This window comes from Laspinema olomoucense D3b (assembly GCF_025370785.1).
Classification (GTDB): domain Bacteria; phylum Cyanobacteriota; class Cyanobacteriia; order Cyanobacteriales; family Laspinemataceae; genus Laspinema; species Laspinema olomoucense.
The window spans coordinates 1-1277 of record NZ_JAMXFA010000099.1 but is presented as its reverse complement, the minus strand read 5'-3'; the positions used below and the strand labels follow the sequence as shown (position 1 = coordinate 1277).

At 48.2% G+C, this 1277-nt stretch carries 1 protein-coding gene; it reads right to left on the bottom strand.

From position 1 onward, the window contains the following. A partial coding sequence (locus tag NG792_RS28795) for a PAS domain S-box protein (protein ID WP_261237806.1) occupies positions 1-1277 on the bottom strand: 1277 nt, incomplete at both ends.

Here is a 1277-nt window from a genome sequence, read left to right as displayed (position 1 = left end):
CCGATGCCATCGGTAGCGGCTTCTACGGCAGCCAACTGACGGGCGAGGGCGGCTTGGGTAATTTGACGTTCTTTTGCCAGGGCGATCGCCGCTGCTGCGGAACTTAATAAACTGACTTCTAAGGGGTCCCAAGGTTGGGCTTCGATGCAATTATCAAAGCCCATAAAGCCAAAAAATTCCCCATTGACCATCAAGGGTAACAACAGAATGGCTTCAATCCCTTGGGGTTCTAAAACTAAACGTTCGGACTCTGAAAAATTAGAGACAATGCCTTCAATGATTTCCCCTTTCCCCAGGGTATTGGGTAGTCTCGTGAAAAATTCTCCATAAGGGCAATTTTGCAAGTCGGAATTGTTCAGTTGGGACTCCATGCCTTCGGTGCACCATTCCGCTTTTTGACTGGTGACTAAACAACCTTGGGAATCGTGGGAATTTTCAAAAATATAGAGGCGACTGGCACCGGAGACGGGTCCGAGAATATTCAGAACAAGTTCGTAAAGGTCCGTATCTACGGAGGAATTTAATAATTGATGTTGAATTTCGACTAAGGCAGTCAGATAACGATCGCGTTTTTCTTTTTCAGCTTCCGCTTTTTTGCGATCGCTAATATCTTCCACAGCGGCAATAAAATAGTCCGGTTCTCCCGAAGGTTGACGCACCAAAGATACCGTCTGAGATGTCCAAATCAGCGACCCATCCTGCCGATAATACCGTTTCTCAAACGAACACTCGCGAGCCTCTCCCCTCAGCAGGGGATTCATACAGCGAATATTCTCCTCCAGATCATCGGGATGAGTAATATCTCTCCACCTTTTCAGCAGCAATTCTTCCTGAGTATATCCGAGAATTTCACAGTATTTTTGGTTAACTCGCAGAAACTGACCCTTGAGATTACTATGAACCAGTCCGATGGTGGCCCCATTAAAAGTGGAACGGAATAACTTCTCACTCTCGCGCAAGGCGGCTTCCGATCGCTTCCGTTCAGTGATATCCTGTCCAATGCCAATCCCACTGCCATCGGAGAGTCGGATATTCGCCCAAGCCGCATCTAACTCTCTCCCCTGGCGGGTTCGGGCTTTAACCTCAATCCACTCCCCGGTACCTGCCTCTATGGCATCCCGGATCTTTTGGCGTTCTTGCGGGTCGGGATAGCACTCCACAAAGGTATCTTGTACTTGCGCTTCTGCCAAGGACCAACCGAGGGTTTTTTCTAGGGCTGTATTGAGAAGCTGGATTTGACCTTGACCATCAAAAAATACCAGCATCAGGGGAAGATT